Annotated in this window: 12 protein-coding genes; 4 read left to right on the top strand and 8 right to left on the bottom strand. The window is 67.9% G+C overall.

Translation table 11 applies throughout. The features are described from left to right. Window positions 1-25: 25 nt before the first annotated feature. On the bottom strand, window positions 26-1,270 hold the full coding sequence (locus KYX69_RS11220) for a multidrug effflux MFS transporter (RefSeq protein WP_300497224.1): 1,245 nt from the start codon (window positions 1,268-1,270) through the stop codon (window positions 26-28). A gap of 104 nt (window positions 1,271-1,374) precedes the next feature. Between KYX69_RS11220 and KYX69_RS11225 the strand changes: the two genes are divergently transcribed. The 3 genes from KYX69_RS11225 (at window position 1,375) to KYX69_RS11235 (ending at window position 4,367) form a co-directional block, all read left to right on the top strand. Then, window positions 1,375-1,869, top strand: coding sequence for a hypothetical protein (locus tag KYX69_RS11225; RefSeq protein ID WP_300497226.1), 495 nt, complete (start codon window positions 1,375-1,377; stop codon window positions 1,867-1,869). 159 nt (window positions 1,870-2,028) lie between these two features. Next, window positions 2,029-2,979 carry a 2-oxoglutarate and iron-dependent oxygenase domain-containing protein gene (locus tag KYX69_RS11230; RefSeq protein WP_300497228.1) on the top strand — a complete coding sequence of 317 codons (951 nt, stop codon included), beginning with the start codon at window positions 2,029-2,031 and terminating at the stop codon, window positions 2,977-2,979. 95 nt (window positions 2,980-3,074) lie between these two features. Continuing rightward, on the top strand, window positions 3,075-4,367 hold the full coding sequence (locus KYX69_RS11235; protein WP_300497232.1) for a homoserine dehydrogenase: 1,293 nt from the start codon (window positions 3,075-3,077) through the stop codon (window positions 4,365-4,367). A gap of 7 nt (window positions 4,368-4,374) precedes the next feature. On the opposite strand, the gene KYX69_RS11240 is transcribed toward KYX69_RS11235, so the two are convergent. The 7 genes from KYX69_RS11240 to KYX69_RS11270 form a co-directional block, all read right to left on the bottom strand. Beyond that, window positions 4,375-4,722, bottom strand: a complete 348-nt coding sequence (locus KYX69_RS11240) for a hypothetical protein (RefSeq protein ID WP_300497235.1) — start codon at window positions 4,720-4,722, stop codon at window positions 4,375-4,377. 56 nt (window positions 4,723-4,778) lie between these two features. Next, the gene (locus KYX69_RS11245; RefSeq protein ID WP_300497238.1) at window positions 4,779-5,189 is read right to left on the bottom strand and encodes a septal ring lytic transglycosylase RlpA family protein; all 411 of its coding nucleotides are present in this window, start codon (window positions 5,187-5,189) and stop codon (window positions 4,779-4,781) included. A gap of 162 nt (window positions 5,190-5,351) precedes the next feature. Beyond that, window positions 5,352-7,328 carry a TniQ family protein gene (locus tag KYX69_RS11250; RefSeq protein ID WP_300497240.1) on the bottom strand — a complete coding sequence of 659 codons (1,977 nt, stop codon included), beginning with the start codon at window positions 7,326-7,328 and terminating at the stop codon, window positions 5,352-5,354. Then, window positions 7,253-9,010, bottom strand: coding sequence for a TniQ family protein (locus KYX69_RS11255; RefSeq protein ID WP_300497243.1), 1,758 nt, complete (start codon window positions 9,008-9,010; stop codon window positions 7,253-7,255). Before KYX69_RS11255 ends, KYX69_RS11250 begins: the two co-directional genes overlap by 76 nt. Further along, the gene (locus KYX69_RS11260; protein ID WP_300497246.1) at window positions 9,007-10,119 is read right to left on the bottom strand and encodes a TniB family NTP-binding protein; all 1,113 of its coding nucleotides are present in this window, start codon (window positions 10,117-10,119) and stop codon (window positions 9,007-9,009) included. Before KYX69_RS11260 ends, KYX69_RS11255 begins: the two co-directional genes overlap by 4 nt. Further along, window positions 10,116-12,455: a hypothetical protein gene (locus KYX69_RS11265; protein ID WP_300497249.1), complete on the bottom strand. Its 2,340-nt coding sequence runs from the start codon at window positions 12,453-12,455 to the stop codon at window positions 10,116-10,118. Before KYX69_RS11265 ends, KYX69_RS11260 begins: the two co-directional genes overlap by 4 nt. Before the next feature lie 31 nt (window positions 12,456-12,486). After that, window positions 12,487-13,017 (bottom strand): hypothetical protein, encoded by a 531-nt coding sequence (locus tag KYX69_RS11270; protein ID WP_300497252.1) that lies wholly within the window; start codon window positions 13,015-13,017, stop codon window positions 12,487-12,489. Between the two features lie 277 nt (window positions 13,018-13,294). Between KYX69_RS11270 and KYX69_RS11275 the strand changes: the two genes are divergently transcribed. Beyond that, entirely contained in the window at window positions 13,295-14,746 is a 1,452-nt protein-coding gene (locus KYX69_RS11275) for a hypothetical protein (RefSeq protein ID WP_300497255.1), read from the top strand. Window positions 14,747-15,318 lie beyond the last annotated feature (572 nt).

Raw genomic sequence — 15,318 nt, forward strand, 5'->3', positions numbered from 1 at the left:
GTTCCGTGCGGTGCGACGGACGGCGTCAGCTGCGGCGAAACAATTTGCCGCGCTCGGTGACGAACACGATGACCAGCGCCGTCAGGCCCAGCGTGGTGAAGCCGATATAGAGCGGCACGGTCGTCCCATCGAAGGCCTGGCCGATTACCGCTCCCAGGACAGCCGCACCAAGCGTGGCGATGAATCCCTGAAGGCTCGACGCGCGCCCGGCGATCTCGCCCATATTCTCCATCGCCATGGCGGAGAAGTTCGAGTTGGCGAGGCCCATCGCGGCCATCATCGGCGCCTGCAGCACGATGAAAATCCACAGCGTTTCCCCGTAAAACAGGATGATCGCGAGGTGGATTGCCGCGAGCAGCGTGGTCGCGACGATGGCGAAGTGTGACAGGAAGCGCATCCCGAACCGCATCACCAGCCGCGAATTGGCAAAGGCGCTTGCCGCCATCAGCCCGGCGATCGATGCAAACACCACGGTCAGCAGCTCGGGCCGCTTGAACACGTCATAGACGATTTGCTGGATCGAACCGATGAATGCGAAGAAGCAGCCGGAAATGGCGCAACTGGCAAAGGTATAGCCCACGGCCCAGCGGTCGCGGAACATGATGCGGTAGCCGCGCCAGATTTCCTTGAGGTCGAGCCGATTAACCGAGGCTGGGTCCAGCGTTTCGGGCATGCGAATCAGGAACCAGGCCAGCACGATGGCGGCGATCGTGCCAATCCCCGCGAAGATGATCCGCCACGAATCGAACAGCATCACCATCAACTGGCCCCATGCGGGCGCGAGCACGGGCACGACCATGAAGGTCATGAACGCGAGGCTCATCACCCGCGCCATCGCGCGCCCCTGAAAACAGTCGCGCACCAGCGCCACCGTGACGACGCGGCCGGCCGCAACCGCCGCGCCACTCGCAGCACGCGCCACCAGCAGCAGTTCGAAGCTGTTAGCGCTCGCTGCGACCAGGTTCGTCACGACATAGAATGCCAGCGCGACGCCGATCACCGGCTTGCGCCCGAAGCGGTCGGCCAGCGGCCCGTGGACCAGCTGCGCGACGGCGAAGCCCAGCATGAAGGCGGTGATCACATATTGCCGGTGGTTCGGCTCGCTCACTCCCAATTGGTCGGCGATCGCGGGCAGGGCCGGCAGCATCGAATCGATGCCGAGCGCGGTCAGCGCCATGATCGACGCGATCAGCGCGACAAACTCGCCCATCGGGATTGGCGACCGATTTTCCGGCGTCTTGGCCTCGGCAGACTGGGTAAGCGCGTCCATGCGCGGCCCATGCCGCATTGCAACCAACGCGTCACCCCCGGGATTTGACCTGTGCACAAAAGCGCGATAGTGTATTGTTCAAATAACACGCTTGGAGTTTTGCGATGAAACCAATCTGGCTTGTGCTTCCGGTCGCGGCCGCGCTCGCCGCCTGTGGCGGGGATGGTGAGGGGACCAGCATCTCGATCCAGGGCGACAATGGATCGGTCACCGCCCAGGCCGACAAGGACGGCAAGGTGTCGGTCAAGGCACCGGGCTTTGAAGGCTCGATCAAGCTGCCCAAGTTCAACATCAGTGCAGAGAATTTTGAGATCGACGGCGTCAAGCTCTACCCGGGCGCGACCGTCTCCAGCCTCAACATCGACGATCGGCAGGACGGCACCAAGTCGGGCGGCGTCAATGTGACGTTCGATGCTCCGGCCGATGCCGCGCGGGTGCGCGACTGGTTCCGCGAGCAGATGGAGGGCGCCGGCTTTACCGTCACCGGCAATCGTGACGAACTGACCGGCAAGACCAAGTCGGGCAGCCCCTACACGCTCAAGATCGACGGCACCGGCGATGCAAAGAGCCGTGGCACGCTGACGGTTTCCGGAAACTGATCCACTAATCCGTCGTCCACGCGTAGGCGGACGGCGCAGCGGGAGGGGTGCATGGCACCGCGCCTCTCCCGCGCTTTTCCATCCGGAATTTCCCGCCCCTGTTCGAGTCTGATCAAGGCGACTATTTGAGGGAGATTCGTTTCCCGGAGTCGCTTTGCAATGCCCGATACCATTCTCGCCGAAGTCCCGCTCGTCAGCCTCGCCGATCAGGCCAGTGACCCGCAGGGATTTGCCGCCGCATTGGGTGGATCGTTCGAGCGGTTCGGCTTTGCGATGGTGTCCGATCACGGCATCCCGCAGGACCGGATCGACCGCGCCTGGGCGATGACCAAGGCGTTTTTCGACCTGCCCGAGGATGTGAAGCGCAGCTATTTTGTCGCGGGCGGTGGCGGCGCGCGCGGCTATACCCCGTTCAAGACCGAGATCGCCAAGGGCGCCACCCATGTTGACCTCAAGGAATTCTGGCATATCGGTCGCGAGCTGGCGGCGGGGCACCGCTTTTCGGAACTGATGGCCCCGAACATCTGGCCCGACCAGCCCGCAGGCTTCCGCGAGACCTTTATCGAGCTGTTCGCGGCATTCGACACGGCCGGCGACAAGCTGCTCTCGGCGATCGCCGTGCATCTCGGCCTCGCGCCCGACTGGTTCGATCATGCCGTGAAGGACGGTAATTCGGTGCTGCGTCTGCTGCACTATCCGCCGGTCACCGAGGATGCGCCGAACGTGCGCGCGGGCGCGCATGAGGACATCAACCTCATCACCCTGTTGCTCGGTGCTGAGGAAGCGGGTCTGGAGCTGCTCGACAAGGATGGCGAATGGCTGCCGGTCAAGCCGCCCGAAGGCGCGATGGTGGTCAATGTCGGCGATATGCTGCAGCGGCTGACCAACCATGTCCTTCCCTCGACCACGCATCGCGTGGTCAACCCGCCGGTCGAGCGGCGCGGTCATTCGCGCTATTCGATGCCCTTCTTCCTCCACCCCGCGCCCGATTTCCTGATCAAGGCGCTGCCGCAGACGGTGACCGCAGAGAATCCCGAGCGTGAGCCGCCGATCACCGCGCACGACTATCTGGCCGAACGACTGGCCGAGATCGGGCTGACGAAGAAATAGAAAAAATATCTCCCCTCCCGGTAAGGCCCGGGAGTATGGGCGGAACAGTCGGCTCGGGCGATGCCCGGGCCGTTGCCGCTTACAGGGATGAAGACATGACCGAACCGCTCCGCGTTGCACTGGCTGGCCTTGGCACGGTGGGCGCGGGCGTCATTCGTCTGATCGACGCCAATGCCGACCTGATTGCACGCCGCGCAGGCCGACCGATTGAGATCGTCGCAGTCTCAGCGCGCGACCGGTCCAAGGATCGCGGCGTCGACATCACCCGGTTCGACTGGGTCGATGACATGCGCGAGCTGGCGCAGCATCCGCGCGCCGATGTCGTGGTCGAGCTTATCGGCGGGTCGGACGGCCCGGCACTGGCGCTCGCCCGCGCGACGCTGGCGGCGGGGAAGGGGTTGGTCACGGCCAATAAGGCGATGATCGCGCACCACGGCCTCGAACTCGCCCATGTCGCCGAACAGGCCGACACGCCGATGAAGTTCGAGGCCGCGGTCGCGGGCGGCGTGCCGGTGATCAAGGGGCTACGCGAGGGTGCCGCGGCGAATGTAATCGACCGCGTCTATGGCATCCTCAACGGCACCTGCAATTTTATCCTGTCGAAGATGGAGGCGGAGGGCCGCGACTTTGCCGAGGTGCTGGCCGAGGCGCAGGCCAAGGGCTTTGCCGAGGCGGACCCGAGCTTTGACATCGACGGCGTGGATGCCGCGCACAAGCTGTCGATCCTCGCCAGCCTTGCCTTCGGCACCCAGCCGGCGTTTGGCGATGTGGCGATCCACGGCATCCGCAACCTGCTCGCCGCCGATATCGCCGAGGCGGCGGCGCTGGGATATCGTGTGCGCCTGCTCGGGATCGCGGACCTCAATGGCGACGGGTTGTTCCAGCGCGTCCACCCGCACCTCGTCCCGCTCGCCCATCCGCTCGCGCACGTCACCGGTGCGACCAATGCGGTGGTGGCCGAGGGCAATTTTGTGGGCCGCCTGTTGTTCCAGGGCGCGGGAGCCGGAGATGGCCCCACCGCTAGCGCCGTGGTCGCCGACCTGATCGACATTGCCCGCACCGAATTTGGCCCGCCCTACGCCATGCCCGCTGCCAGCCTCGCCAAGGAACCCGCCGCGCCGAGCGGGGAACGTCGGGGCCGCGCCTATCTGCGCTTCACCGTACCCGACAAGGTTGGCGTCCTCGCCGAGATCGCGGCGGCGATGCGCGATGCCGGTGTGTCGATCGAATCGCTGATTCAGCGTGGCGCGATGGCCGATGGCAGCGTGCTGCTCGCGATCGTGACGCATGAGGGGCCGGAGCGCTGCGTCGCGCAGGCGCTGGAAAAGCTGCGCGGCTCACAGAGCCTCGCGGGCGAACCGATGTGGATGCATATTCTGGGCGAGTGAGAACGTCTTAGGGTGCTGGTTCGCGTTTGCGCACCACCTTGCCGTCAAATCCGACACCCACGGTCACGCCCACCATCCCCTTGCACTGGGCAAGGAACGGGCCGGATACGCCGCACTGAAACATCGTGTCCTCCAGCACCCGCTCTGTCTGTGCGGGGCGATTATCCTCCGCGCGGGCTGTGACGAACGGGACGCGATATTTTTTGTCCGCATCACGCAGCGCGCAGATCGTCACCTCATCGGGGTCGGCGGTCTTTTCGCAGGGAATGGCGGCGCGTGTCTTTTCGCGATGGATGCGCAGCAGCGAGTCATCGGCACCGGACTGGAAAGCGAGGGCAAGCAGCAACAGGGACATGGCGTCGAACCTCCCGGTGCGACGATAGCATGGCCCTTACATGCCCGAAACGGGAATCAGTTGGTTGCGGTTGCCTCAGCAGCGTCCGCCAGCGCGATCTCGACCAGCGCGCGACCGCGGCGGACGATGCCCAGCTCGCGCGCGGCGGCTTCGGACAGGTCGAGAATGCGGCTCTTGTGGAAGGGCCCGCGGTCGTTGACGCGAACGATCACGCTGCGTCCGGTCGACGGATCGGTCACGCGCAACTTGGTGCCGAAGGGCAGGCTGCGATGCGCAGCGGTCATGTCGCTGGGGTTGAAGCGCTCACCGCTGGCGGTGCGGTTGCCGGCGTGCGCGTCACCATAATAGCTCGCCATGCCGCTGGCGAGGACAGTGGCGGTGCCGGAGGCAGCGGGGGCAGGCGCGGCGTCCTGCGCTGCGACAGGCGCAGCAGCGGTCAACATCATGACAGCGATGATCGAACGCATTGTCCCCGGCCCCTTTCGGTCCGGGGGTGAAACAGACGCGGCGCCGAACGGCAATCCGTCCAGCGCCGCGCTGTTTGGATTCTTCTGGACTAAACCGATTGCGTGGATAGGGATCCACCAAAAACGTGACTTTCGCGTGATCCTCCGACACGGATTGCGTGTCTAGGAATGCCGATTGCGTGGATAATCCCGAGATCCGAAACCGATTGCATGGATATTCGCGCCAGCCCTCATCAACGGACGCAGCTTAGCGGCCATCGAGAACCTAGGCCAGAACGCAGTGACGCCCTTGCCTGTGACGACGGGCTGCCCGCACACAGCGCGCAGCAGGGCATGCATCGGCCCCGTCCCCCGTGGCGGGCTTTCCAGCCAGCCACGCGCCTCCTCGGCCGACGCGTAGCGGGACCGGAAGGACTTCACCGCGTCCATCCTCACCGCCTCGAACCCTTCGGCCTTCAACAGCCTCCGACGCTGAAGTTCGGAGATGGTCTGCGGCATCCAACCCAAGGCCTCCGCAAGGCGGCGCCGAGGCATCTCGCCCCGCAGCACCGGCCATAGCTCGGATGCGGACGCCGGATCGAACAGCAGCCCCTGAAAGCCCGCCACGTCCTGGCGCCGGCCGGCGGGCAGCAATCTGCCTTCGACCACGCCGACCATGACCTCGGCCCCCGCGACGCCGCCCGCCTTTGCGAACGGCGCCGGCGCGAGCAGCCCGGCCGTCGGGACGACAGGCACGCGATCGAACAGCCGCGCGATCCGCCCGACGTCGTTGCGCCACACAAGGCCGAAATGCCCCGGAGCGGGTGGGATGAGGCAACGCAAAGAGCCCCGTTCGATCGCCAGTCCCATCATATGCCGGTCGAAGCCCAGCACTGCCTTCATCTCGGTCGATCTCATCGTCCCCTGAACCGCATCCTTGGCACCCAGGAGTTGCACGCGATCGAGCAAGGTTGGGCCCGACGGCGCGAGCTGGAAGTCGGGATCCAGCGCGACGAGAATGTTGGCGAGGAGAGACTCGGCGACGCCCACGATCTTCGCAGCCTGCGTGAGCGAAAGCCGCTCACCGTCGACCACGGCCCGACCGAAGAGCCGCGCTCGCGCGCCGCTTAGTCCGACGTTCGAGCGCGCGTGGGCGAGCACCTGGTCCCGCACGGGCTCCAGCGCCGGGTCCGTGTTCAAGGTCAGGAAGCGGTGGAGACCGCCGTAGCCGGTGTTGCAGACGCTGCCTCGCGACCGGTTGCGGACGACGATTTCGTCGAGGACCCGCTCGAGCTCCGCATCCCCGGCGAGCAGTATCCGCCAACCCAGCGAGCGGGCCTCAGCCAGGCGAGCAGCGTCGGTTTGACGACCACTGCCGGCCCTCTCGTCCATCGCCGAACTCCCCAGGATGCGGCACAGCTCCGCCGCGACGTCCGGCGGCATCGCGTCCAGTTGCCGATGCACGATTACCGGGGCGAATCCCAGCCGTCCCAGCAGCCAAGCGTCGTGCCGGCACGCGTCGCGCGCGACGGCGGTGTCTGGAAGGCGCGCCGCACCGCAGCGGCACCTCCCAACCGGAACGCGCTCGTCGAGAGCGTGGCCGCATCCGCCGCACGCCGCCACGAGACCGACCCCGTGCGTCGGGCAGGTCGATATAGACGGCACCTGCCACCATCCGCGACGGTAGGCGCGGAGATCGATGCGCTCCGACGAGAAGGCCTGCAGGTCCTTCCCGATGCAGGCGGGGCAGGTCCGGCCGGGCAGGGTGCCGCGGCGACTGAAGGCGACGCCGGCCACGGACATCTGGCCGCCGGTCATCCGCGTCGGGGTAGCCGCATCGATGCCAGACGCGTCGAAGCCGCTCAGGCGGGCCGCGACTTCGATCCTCGTTTCGCGGTTGAGAACCTGCTTTATCCTCAGGTGCGGAGTCGACCGGAGCAGATGCCCGACGTCCCGCATGCCGTTGGCGAGCGACAGCCTGACGAGGACGGACATCGCGGTCTCGCAATCGCGATGTCCGACCCTTCGAGGCGCGGGGCGGACATCGGGAAACCGCGCCCATGCGTCGGAAGCCGCATCCTCGGTCAATGCACCGTTCCGACCGGCCCCGGCAGGTCCGAACGGCGGAAGATCGCCTGCCGATGCGTGGCTAGGGGCCACGCCGGGCGGATGCCCGCGTCGGCGAGTTCGGCGACCAGTCTGGCCGGCGACAGCCCCCATTCCCGCGCTAGTTCGCCGCCGACCACGTAGGCCGACCTGAACGCCTCAAGGTCCGGTCCGGCTATCAGGCTGTCGGCGCCCCGGACAAGCGTGCCGTCGCGGATCAGCGCGCGGACGCACTCCGGGTGCAGCCCCAGCGACTGCGCCGCCGCGGCGCCCGTGTAGCCGTCCGGCCTCACGCGCAAGGGACAAAGGTCGGCCGTGCGAACGACGACCGCGGCGAGACCCTTGCCGTCGCCATCCTGCCACGCCGGGATGCAGCCCTGCAGCAGGACCTCGACCACCCGGCTCATGGGAACGGACGCGGCGACGGTCGCCACGGGTAGGGAAGACGTTCTGCCAGGAGCCGACCCGGCGCACAGCTGCCTGCCGACCGCAGCCATCAGCCTCTGGGCAGATGCGCGGAAGCCCTCCTCGTCGGACAGGTCCACCAGGCCGGCCTCGGCCAACCCCATCAGCGCCGATCGGCCGACGCCGAGCACCTCCTTCGCCGCACGGCGGATCGCGCCCTTGCGCCTGCCAGCCAGCGCGACGACGCCCGGATCGAGCGCGAACGGGACGCCCCGGCGGGAGCCAGGAGGGATGGCGCCCGCGTCGTCCAGCATCCGCCGCATGCGCTCGATGGCGACGCCGGCGCCGGCGGCCGCCTGGGTCAGGTTGATCGTGGGCGCCGGACTCGCACCCAAGCGCTCCTCATCAGCGGCGATCACGCCGTTCGCCACGGCGTGATCGCGCAGGACGTGCCGGTATGCCGCCGTCGTGGGATCGTCGGTCCCGAGCCATTCATCGTGGAGCCAGCCATAGGCGCCGCCCAGACCGTCGGCCGCGTCGCCGGCGCGCCGGGCGAGCAGACGGTCGAGGACGTCGTCCAGTCCCGCGGCACCGGCTGCGGCACGGCGGAAGCCCTCCACGGAGAACTCCAGCGCGGGAACGCCGGCCGTGCTGTTCTCCGGTGCTGCGTCGAGCCCTGCGCGCCCCAGCTTACCGCACATCCGAACAGCGTGGCGAAGCGGCAAATCCTCCAGCACGGCCGGGCGCTCGAAATGCCCGACGCCCAGCCGCGCGGCGACGTATCGGCCGAGCGGGTCGTCGAGCGGCGTGGAAGGCACAGTCAGGTCCGCGCGGCAATTCGGGCACGCGAGCCGACGGGCATCGCGCCACCCCAATGGCGCGGAACATGCGTGGCAGGCATCGACGAGCGCCACGCCATGCTCGGGGCACGCCGCGATGGAGCGGACGTCCCAGATCGAACGATGGCTCGCCAACCAGTCACCCGCCAACCCGAGACGCTGCGCCTCTCCCACGTCCGCAAGGAGGCATTCCGGGCAGTGCCGACGCCGGGCGATCGACCAGTCGCCCAGCGACAGCTCCTCTCCCGCGATCGTCACCAAGCGGTCCGGCGCCGACACCACCGGGGACCACCAGGCCACTGCGGTAGGCGAGAGGCCGGAAAGCTCGGCGATCCGCGCGGCGTCGCGACCGGCCAAGGCGTCGCGGAGCTGGACGCCGAGCGAGGTCGCGAATGACGTCACGACGTGCCGCCCGTTCCGGGCGGAGAGCCTGAGAAGGGCGCCGTGGCCAGGTTCCTGCGGCCGCGTGCGAAGACGCAGGGGGATCGTCACTTAAGCGCGCTCTGAGGGTCCGCCCCGGCACCCTTCATGCGGCGGTCGAGCCGACGCCGCGGCGGCTCGACCAGCTGCTGGGCGATCCGCTGCTCGAGTATGCCGCGCAGGCGGTCCTGCGGGCATTTGAACGGGTTTGTGGCCGCATCGATCCGCGCGCGTCCCGCCGCCGCCAGCATGGCGGCGATGTCCGCTCCCTCGTCGAACTCGATGTCCTTGTCGAACGCAATGTCGTCGGGCGCGACCGACGCGCCCGACCAGGAAGCGTCGATGTCGGCGAGGAGGTCCAGGTCGATCCGTCCCAGACCGCGCAGGTTGGCCAGCAGGAGCGCGTGCGACAGGTATTTCGTGACGATGCCGATGAGTCCTCCCGACGCGGCGTATAGGCGCCGGGCGACGTCCTGGTGCGATATCGAGGACTGCAGGTGCTTCATCGTGTTCTCCTCGACTGCGGCGAGGAAGGACATGAACTCGAGGCGATCGGCGACGTTGCCGAAGTTGTAAGGGCGGAGGACGACGTCGGGGAAAAGGCGGCGGCTCAGCTGCAGCGAGCCACGCAGGTCAGCGAGCTCGTGAAGGCCGGAGAAGATCAAGCTGCAGCCGAGCCTGTTAAGCAGCGACTTGATGAACTCGGTGACATCGGCCGCTTGGCGAGACGCGAGGATGTGGTGCGATTCGTCGAGCAGCATCGTGGCCACGCCCAGCAGGTCGACCTTGCCCATGAGATCCTTGATGATGTCCTCGGCGGACAGCGACTTCTCCGCCCGGTAGCCGAGCGACGAGTAGATCGCGTCGACGACCGCGCGCAGCGTCGGGGCCGGCGGGATCTCGACCACCGCGACGGGCATCACGATCCCGTCGTCGGTCTCCTGGGACTGGTGGATGTTGAGGAAATGCTGGACGACCGTCGTCTTCCCGGCACCGGCCGAACCCAGAAGCAGCATGCCGCGCGCCCGGAGGCGCTTGCCGTCGCGCCGGTGCAGTGCCCTTGCGTGCAGCACCGACATCGCCTCGACCGCGTCGTCGAACATGCGGTGCGTGACGATGGTGAGCTCGAGGTCCGCGACGGCGTCCATCGCGGGGTTCAGGTCGATGGGCTGGTCGGTCATCGCAACACCTTCTTCGCGCGGGCCAATCCCGACAGGATGGCCTGCAGATCCTGCTTCCTGGGCGGCGCAGGTTCTTCAGCCGCGCCAGCCGGGGGCACGGCGCCGCCATCGCAGAGGACGCCATCGGCCGCAGGCATGGCACCGACGAGTTCGAGTTGCGGCGCGCCCTTCACGCCATCCGCATCCATGTCGCCGTCGAGGGGTGCGGCACCGCCGGCGGCGACCGCGCCGCCCGCCGCACCGGGGTGGGCCGGGATCCCGGCCCCTGCGGCCGCGGCATCCCCGGTCGCCGGAGCGCCGGCGCCGGCCGGCATCTCCAGGCCGTTGGCGAGAACGGCCAGCCTGCCGTTGTTCCCGGCCACGTCCGTGGCGAGCGCGCCGACCGACAGGAAGCGCAGCGCCCGCCGGCCGTTGAGCGTGCGCGCCTCCTCCTCGCACTGCAGGCGGGCCCGCTCCAATGTGTCCTCGGTGACCTCCTCACCCTTCGGCGTGAGCTTGCGGGCGAGCCGGTTGATGACCCGGTTCGCGTAGCGGCTCCGTCCCTTCAGCGCCGCCGCGTTGGTCGCCGGCACCTGGCGCCAATCCCCGCCGAGGTTCACCCAGATGAAGCTGCGGTCGTAATACTCGGCGATGACCTCGACCGGCTTCCCGCCCTCGTGCGTCCTGCGGTAGGCCTCGAGTTCCGGACTGACGTAGTGATTGTTCTCGAACAGGATGCCCGTATTGCCAATCACCCTAGTGATGCCGCCCTCGCCAAGCATGCGGAACACGTTCTTGAACGGCGGCGGCACGCGAACGCCGCCGTCTAGCGCGTTCTCAGCGAGCTCCCGCCACCGCGCGCGCGGCGACGTGCCCAGCGTGGCGTGTTCCTGCTCATGATAGTCGTCGACGATCCACCGGACGATCATGCCGGTCAGCTCGCCGAGGCCGTAACGGGCCCGCGCCTGCGGATCATACCAGTCGGCCGCCTTCGCGCGCGTCGAGCCCTCCAGTCGGGACATCACTCGGACGCCCAGCGTCCCGAAGAAGCGCTCGACGGTCGCCTTCAACCACGGGGCCCTGCCCGGCAGATTGACGATGGCGAATTTGAGCGCGTTGCCCGCACGCTGGAACGCCTCGCTTAAGAACTCGAGGCCGCGGTCGGTGATGAGCATGTCGAAGCCGCCCATGCACGGCCAGTCGTTCTCCGTGCCGATGCCCGTCAGGACCTTCGGCAGAATGGCGTGCAGGACGGCGCGGGCCAGCGTCTCCCCGCTCGGCGGGTCGAAGCCGATGTGGATGCCGACGATCATCTTGGTCGCCCGGCAGATCAGGACGGTCAGCCACGGACGGGCGACGCGACCGTGGCTGTCCATGACGAACACGTCGAGCAGGCAATGGTCGACCTCGACCTCCTCCATCGCGCGCTCGGGCAGGGGGCGCCGCTGGAAGATGTGGAACTTAAGATACGCCATCCGCGGCCCGAAGCGGGCGCGGTATTCGTCGAAGGCGTCGTAGCGGTCGCGGAGGAACTTGTTGAAGGTGGTGATCGAGACGGTCGGCAGCTTGAGCGGTTCGAGCTTCTCCCTCATCCGGTCGTAGGCATACTTCTTCGTCGACGTCAGCGTGACGCCCGGCTTCTCGTCGTCGGCCTGCTCGTCGGATCGACCCATATAGACCGCGCGGCCGGCCCACTCCATCGCGCCGTAGACGCAGCGCACGTCGGCGTCGCTGGCCTGCTCGCCGCGACGATCCTCGAACCGGGGCCGGTGGTCGCCGCGCAGGTGGTCGCGCGCGAGCAGGGCGCGGACGTCCCGGCCCGCCTTGTCCCACAGCAGCCACCATTTCTTGACGGCGCTCTCGCCCAGCGCGAACGTCGGGACCGGCGCCTCGGCGAGGACGTTGGAGCGCACCTTCCGCCGCTTCGGCGCCGCCGCCGTTTCGGCGGCGTCTATCGTGGCGCGCCGAAGTTCCCATTCGTTCGCCTTCTCGGCGGTGATCTCGTCGGCGGCGCGCCTATAGGCCTTGTATTTGCCGACCCCTTCGGCTCGGAGTTCGTCGACACGGGTGACGTATGTCTCGCGGCACTGCGCCTCGAACCGCTTCGAGAGCGGCCAGCGGTCGAAATCCGTCTGCAGCATCTCGGCGAGTGCCTCGTCGATACGCGACAGGTCCGCCGGCCAGTGCTCCATGCGGTGGTCGCACCAGGCGGCGTATATATGGTCATGCGACCAGACCTTGTCAGGCTGACCGTTCAAGGAAGAGGTGAGGTAGCCGTCCCGCAGTCGCCTCTCGACACGCCACAGCATCCGCCCCGCGACGCCGTCCGGCATCGCGATCGTGTCGCCCTTCGCCATCCTGAATGTCGTCTGCGCCATCTTCCGTCCTTCAAATCCAGCCGCGCGTCCCGAGGCGGACTGCCGCCTCGCCGTCGATGTGGCGCGCGAGATCGACGGCCAGGACCTTCAGGCCGATGAGCGCCAAGGCCATCCGCCAGCCCTCGCGGCCGCCCCCAAGCAGATCGACGACCTCGCCCATCGCCGAGAAGGCGCAGCCTCGAAGCGCCGCGCAGGCCTCCACCACTCCGGCCGAGGTGGCGTTCTGGGCATTGGACCAGACGAGCTTCGCGTTCGGGAAGAGCGGCTCGGCCTCGATGTCCTCCTCGGTCCAGATGACGAAGTCCTCGCCGAGCGCGCCGAGCGCGCGCTCGATCGCGCCCTTGCGCCCGTCGAGGTCCGGTGACTCGCGCAGCTTCGCGAGCGGTTTGACCTCGATGCAGAGCGGCCGCGCCAAGCCGAGCAGGCGACCGTCAGGTGTATAGAAAGAACGCCTGCCGCCGACCTCGATCGGCAGGCGGAGGGGCTGCGGCTGATACTCGCGCACCCACGGCAGGACCGACACGACGATGTGCAGGTTCACGTCCAGCCGACCCTCGCCGTGAAGCGGCGGGCCGGCCAGAGGCACGGGAACGCTGCCCGTCGTGCACGACGCCGCGCGCCGGCGCACCTCGCGCACAGGTCCGTTCGAACCAACCCGGCGGCGCCTCACGCCAGCCACCCGTCCGAACGCCGCATCGCAATGGAAACCGCCACACAAACACCTAATTCCGTGAATTTGCGTCTAAGTTAGGTTGTGTAATGCCTAAGTCAAGCGAGCGGCGTGCACCCGCAGTTGACCACCATCAAGAGAAACCGGCATGACGCCGTCGTCAATGGACGCCGCGCGCGCGATCATCGCGCGCGTCCGCAGCATCGAGGCCCTGTTGAAGGACGAGGAATTCCTTAGCCAGATGGAATGGCGGATGCTGCCGGTCGCGAAGCAGGACATCGTGCTGCGTCGGCTATGCGCGCTGCGCGACTATGACCGGCTCGACACGCCGACCACGGTCGACGCGCTCAAGGCAGCGAAGGCGGCGGGCGTGGCCATCGCCCGCTTCTACCAACTCTTGTCGCACTGGCGCGCGAACGACCGGTCGCCCTTTTCCCTGGTGCCGCATCAGAGCCTCGGTGCGGAACGGCCGACGCGGCTCGCGGCCGGTGAGACGGCCAAGGCGATCACCGCGTCCATCGCGGAACTCCTTCGCACCGATCCGCTCGCCGCAACGGGCAGGGTCATCGCGCACGTGCGGCGGACCTGGAAGGGCCCGGGCGAACTGCCGACTGACACGGCGCTGCGAGCCTTTCACGAGCGTGTAATCCGGTCCGCTCGCCCGGTGCCCGGCACCTTGACGCTGAGCACCCCCGGGCAGCCGCTGGAGGAGGACGTGGTGGCCGAGCGCCTCGGCGAGACGCTCGTGATCGACCATGTCGCCATCAAGGGGCTGGTGGCTCAGGAGGACGGACTGCAGCCCACCGTGACCCTTGCGATCGACCTTTGGTCGGGAAGCGCGCTCGGCGCCGCCGCACTTGCCGGTCCACCGTCGCCCCACGGACTCATCCTCGCGCTGGAAGAGGTCTCGCGGCGGCTGGCCCGACCGGGTCGAGCGGGCTTCCACGGTGACCTCCCGTCGGGACCGAAGCCGAGGCTCGTCATCGCCACGACATTCGCGCGGCGATGGTCGGGGATGGTGGACGCGCTGCTCGCCGCCGGCCACGAGGTCGTGGAACGCCGCGACGTGTTCCTGCAGCAAGGCGGTCCGGCGCGCCGGCTGCTCGGGATGCGCCTCGGCAGTCTCGACCTGGCGAGGCGTGCCGACCGGCGCAAGCCGTTCAATCCCAGGACGACCGCGGTGCAGCCGATGTATTCGATCCAGGAAATACTCGGGGAATGCATCGAGGAGATGGTCGACCAGCGTGTGCCGGCCGACGCTTGGGCGGCAGTCCTCCCGTTCGACACGTCGAAGCTACGGGAGACCGGGCCCTGGGACGAAGCGAGCGAAGGCGGACACCCGGACGCCGCCGCATCGGCATCGACGAGCGAGGAGCGCGAGGTCCGCAGGGAACTCGAGGCGCTCGCCGCCACGCATACGCCGGGCGGCGCGCACGCCGTGCGCATCGGTCGACGTCGTGACGGCGCGTGGCACATGACCGTGACTGTCGCCGATCCCGCCGCCCGGGACTCTACCTTCATAGAGCTTGCGCGACGCGCGATGCGGCTGTCCGCTGAACACGGCGTGCCGATCGTGGTCGACGTCGAGACGAACACCTGACGGCCCGAAGGGCCGGAACGGATGCCCCGAATGAACCAGCGCGCGGTCCGAGCAAGAGGACCATCGCGTTCGGCACGGGAGGGCTTGGACCTGACGTGACGCCGGGAACCGAGGACCCGCAGATCGGATAACCGTGCGTCGGCCTCCAACTCCGCGAACATCGCGAAGTGGATGGGGACGGATCCAGTTCGACGCGCAGCACGCCGAACAGCGTATCGAACCTGACCGGCCCGATCCGCGCCTCGACCTCGAGCGGGTGATCCAAGACTTAGAGGCAGGCCCAGTCGTCTCGCGCCTGCATGAAAACTGTCCCGTGGCCGAAGCCGCGCCAGTGGACGGCCTCGCGGTCACCAGTAGCCGTGCTGATGACGAAACGCCGATATGGCTACCGGACGCGGCTGAACTGGGCGGCCGGACGAGCCGAGAGCGCCGGTGAGCGCGGCCACCGCAGAGCGGGCTCGGTCCGATCGACGAGCCGGACGATCGACTCGCCCCGGGACGAGGGACAGCAGGAACGGCGACGCCGAGCGCACGTTCGTCCCGATCTTCTGCCGGAAGAGGTCGCGGACCGC

The sequence above is a fragment of the Sphingomonas sp. genome (assembly GCF_030145815.1).
In the GTDB taxonomy this organism is placed as follows: Bacteria; Pseudomonadota; Alphaproteobacteria; order Sphingomonadales; family Sphingomonadaceae; genus Sphingomonas.